The sequence below is a fragment of the Kineosporia sp. A_224 genome, from assembly GCF_002198655.1.
In the GTDB taxonomy this organism is placed as follows: Bacteria; Actinomycetota; Actinomycetes; order Actinomycetales; family Kineosporiaceae; genus R-H-3.
On sequence record NZ_MWLN01000009.1, the window covers coordinates 1 to 3,446 of the forward strand.

3 protein-coding genes and 1 pseudogene are annotated in these 3,446 nt (G+C 74.0%); 2 read left to right on the top strand and 2 right to left on the bottom strand.

Annotated features, from left to right (window positions below; translation table 11 throughout):
• The coding region (locus EDJALFJO_RS00185) for a hypothetical protein (RefSeq protein WP_143448191.1) at positions 1-529 on the bottom strand (529 nt) is incomplete at its 3' end.
• A 50-nt stretch (positions 530-579) separates the two neighbouring features.
• On the opposite strand from EDJALFJO_RS00185, the gene EDJALFJO_RS00190 reads away from it, so the two are divergent.
• Together EDJALFJO_RS00190 and EDJALFJO_RS00195 are read left to right on the top strand one after the other, a co-directional pair.
• Positions 580-1,503 carry a DMT family transporter gene (locus tag EDJALFJO_RS00190; protein WP_143448192.1) on the top strand — a complete coding sequence of 308 codons (924 nt, stop codon included), beginning with the start codon at positions 580-582 and terminating at the stop codon, positions 1,501-1,503.
• Positions 1,504-1,594: 91 nt separating this feature from the next.
• Positions 1,595-2,581, top strand: a complete 987-nt coding sequence (locus EDJALFJO_RS00195; RefSeq protein ID WP_088281014.1) for a CoA ester lyase — start codon at positions 1,595-1,597, stop codon at positions 2,579-2,581.
• An 18-nt stretch (positions 2,582-2,599) separates the two neighbouring features.
• Here EDJALFJO_RS00195 and EDJALFJO_RS00200 read toward each other — a convergent pair.
• Positions 2,600-3,446 (bottom strand): annotated as a pseudogene (locus EDJALFJO_RS00200) (hypothetical protein); the annotation flags it as partial.

Consider the following 3,446-nt stretch of genomic DNA (forward strand, 5'->3'; position numbering starts at 1 on the left):
GCCGGTCCACCTCGTCACGGGCGGCGCCGGAGGGGGCGTCGTCCGCCCCCGCGCCGGCCGTGACGAGGTGGACCGGCGTGAGCCGGGTGACGACCGTGCCCGCGGCCCAGCGCTCGCGCTGCGTGGCCGGGTCGAGCGCGTTGAGCCGCTTGGCCGCGAGGACGTCGGTGGCGGCCTCCCACTCGGGCGAGCGGACGGGCAGCAGGTCGGCCCGGGCGAGGACGACGAGCAGCCGGGCGCCGGTGTCCTTGCTCGGCACGGTCACCTCGACGACGCCCTGGAGCAGCGGCAGGTACTGCTCGTCGACGCCGGAGATCAGGTGGACGGCTCCTTCGTGCCAGACGTGCCAGGCGGCGACCGCGCGGTCCAGGTCGTGCGGTCGCACCCAGACCAGGCCGCTCTTCGTGCACGCCTCGGCGACGAGGGCGGCCTGCTCGGGGCTGAGGTCCGCGGCGTCCGGCAGTGCCGGGACGACCGCCGTGACGCGGCGGTCGCCGAAGAAGCCGGTGCCCGGGTCGGAGGTGCCCACGCGGGCAGCCTGCCACATCGGGGTCCCGCCGGGCATGGAAGAGTGCGCTGGTGGTCGAGCAGCGGCGGTTGCCGTCGAGGGCGCGGGCCTGGGTGCTCGTCACGGTCGCCGTCCTCGGGGTCTCGCTCGCCGCCCCCATCGGCAGCGCGACGGCTGCGCCGGCGCTCGCGGTCGCGTTCTGGCGCGCCGCCTTCGGCGCCCTCGCCACCGCACCCGTCGTCGCCGCGACGAGCCGCCGCGAGCTCGCCGCGCTGCCGGCGGCGACGTGGCGGCGGTGCATGCTCTCCGGGCTCTTCCTCACGGCGCACTTCGTGCTGTGGCTGCCGAGCCTGCGGCTCACGACGGTCACCGTCTCGACGGCGCTCGTCGTCACCGGCCCGGTGTGGACCGTCGCGTGGCAGCGGCTGCGTGGCGAGCGGGTGCCGTTCGGTGTCGTCGTCGGGGTGACCCTCGCGTTCGCCGGGGTGCTCGTCATGACCGGCGTCGACGCCGGGACCTCGCCGACGGCGCTCCTCGGTGACCTCCTGGCGCTCGGCGGCGGGATGGCCGGTGCGGCGTACACGCTCGTCGGGGAGTCGGTGCGGCGGACGACGTCCACCGGGGTCTACACGCTCGTCGCCTACGGGACGACGGCCCTGCTCGTCGGGCCGGCCTGCCTGCTCGCGGGGATCCGGCTCGGGGGCTACGCCCCGCGGACCTGGGTCGAGCTCCTCGTGCTCACCGTCGCGGCCCAGATCCTCGGGCACACGCTGCTCAATGTCGCCGTGCCCGTCGTCGGTGCGACCCCGCTGTCCCTCGCGATCCTCCTGGAGATCCCCGGCGCGAGCCTCGTCGCCTGGGCCTGGCTGGCGCAGGTGCCGCCGCTGGGCGTCGTGCCCGGCGCCGTCCTCGTGCTCGTCGGTCTCGCGATCGTCGTCCGGGCCCAGGGCAGGGCGCGGGCGGAGGCGTTCGTCGACGCGCAGGGTGTCGTGTGACGTCCGGGTGAACCACGTCACGTGCAGGTGCGGTGACCGTCCGCCGACCTGCGGGTAGCGTCCGCAGGAGCCCGACCTAGGAGGAGCGACGATGACGACGACCCCGACGACCGCGCCCGGCACGAGGCCGGTGCGTCCGCGCCGGTCGAACCTGGCGGTGCCCGGGTCGAGCCAGAAGATGATCGACAAGGCCCGGACGCTGCCGGTGGACCAGGTGTTCCTGGACCTCGAGGACGCGTGCGCGCCGCTGGCGAAGCCGGACGCGCGCAAGACGATCGTCGCCTCGCTCAACGAGGGTGGCTGGGGCGACCGGATCCGGGTCGTGCGGGTCAACGACTGGACGACGCACTGGACGTACCGAGACGTCGTCGAGGTCGTCGAGGGTGCGGGCGCGAACCTCGACGCGCTCATGCTGCCGAAGGTGCAGTCGGCCGAGCAGGTCGTCGCGCTGGACCTGCTGCTGACGCAGATCGAGACGACGATGGGCTACGAGGTCGGCCGGATCGGCATCGAGGCGCAGATCGAGAACGCGCGCGGTCTCATCGCGGTGGACGCGATCGCGAAGGCGTCGCCGCGGGTGGAGACGATCATCTTCGGGCCGGCGGACTTCATGGCGTCGATCAACATGAAGTCGCTCGTCGTCGGGGAGCAGCCGCCGGGGTACGACGTCGGGGACGCGTACCACCACATCCTCATGTCGATCCTCATGGCGGCCCGGGCCAACGACAAGCAGGCCGTCGACGGCCCGTACCTGGCGATCAAGGACGTCGACGGGTTCCGCCGGGTGGCGGGCCGTTCCGCGGCGCTGGGCTTCGACGGCAAGTGGGTGCTGCACCCGGGGCAGATCGACGCGGCGAACGAGGTGTTCAACCCGCGGCAGGAGGACTACGACCACGCGGAGAACATCCTCGACGCGTACGGCTGGTTCACCTCGGCCGCCGGTGGCGCGCGGGGTGCGGCGATGCTCGGCGACGAGATGATCGACGAGGCGAGCCGCAAGATGGCGCTCGTCATCGCGGGCAAGGGCCGCGCCGGCGGGATGACGCGGACGGACGTCTGGACGCCGCCGGAGAGCTGACGGCGCAGGCGTCGGCGCTCAGCTGACGGCGGTGAAGGCCACCTCGGAGATCGCGGTGTCCTTGTACAGGGCGCCCTTGTAGACGCTGACGATCTCGAGGGTCACGGTCTTGGTCGGCCCGAACTCCTTGCGGAGCGTCTGCGGGGCGCGGGCGTCCTGGAGCGTCCAGGTCCACTCGCCGGCGTCGGTGACGACCTTGACCTGCTTGACCCGCGAGTTCGCCGTGTAGAGGTCCCGGTTCTTGCCTTTGGACTTGATGACCTTCTGGTAGCCGTTCGTCAGGCTCACCGAGCGCAGGTCGACCGGTGCGTCGAAGGTGTACGTCAGCGTCATGCCCGGCCCGGCGCCGTCGGCCTTGCCGTCGCTGTTCCAGGCCGTCGCGAGCTTGCCGTCGAGGGTGTTGTCCGCGCCGTAGGTCGTGCTGCCCTCGGCGCCCTGCTCGCTGGAGGCCTCGGCGGTCACCGTGGACAGGTCGACCGGCGCCGGCTTGGCCGCGGCGGACGGCCGGGCGGAGGAACCGGCCCCGGTGCCGGCCTCGGCGTCGTCCCCGCCGCCGAACGTCAGCAGCGACACGAGGACGATGACGACCCCGACCCCGAACGCGGCGGCCGCGACGAGGATCACCGGCGGCACACCGCGCAGCCGCTCCAGGAGCGGGCCGGCCGCGGTGACCGCGCGGTCGAGGACCTCCTGGGCGCGGCCGCCGGCCGAGACCTTGGCGCCGCTGCGGCTCACGGTGCGACGGGACGGCAACGGGCCGGTGGCCGGGGGCGGAGCGGCGCTCGTCGGTGGCACGGGGGCGTAGCCGGCCGGGGCGTACGTGACCGGCGCGGTGGGCACGGGCGCCGTGGGGACCGGGGCGACG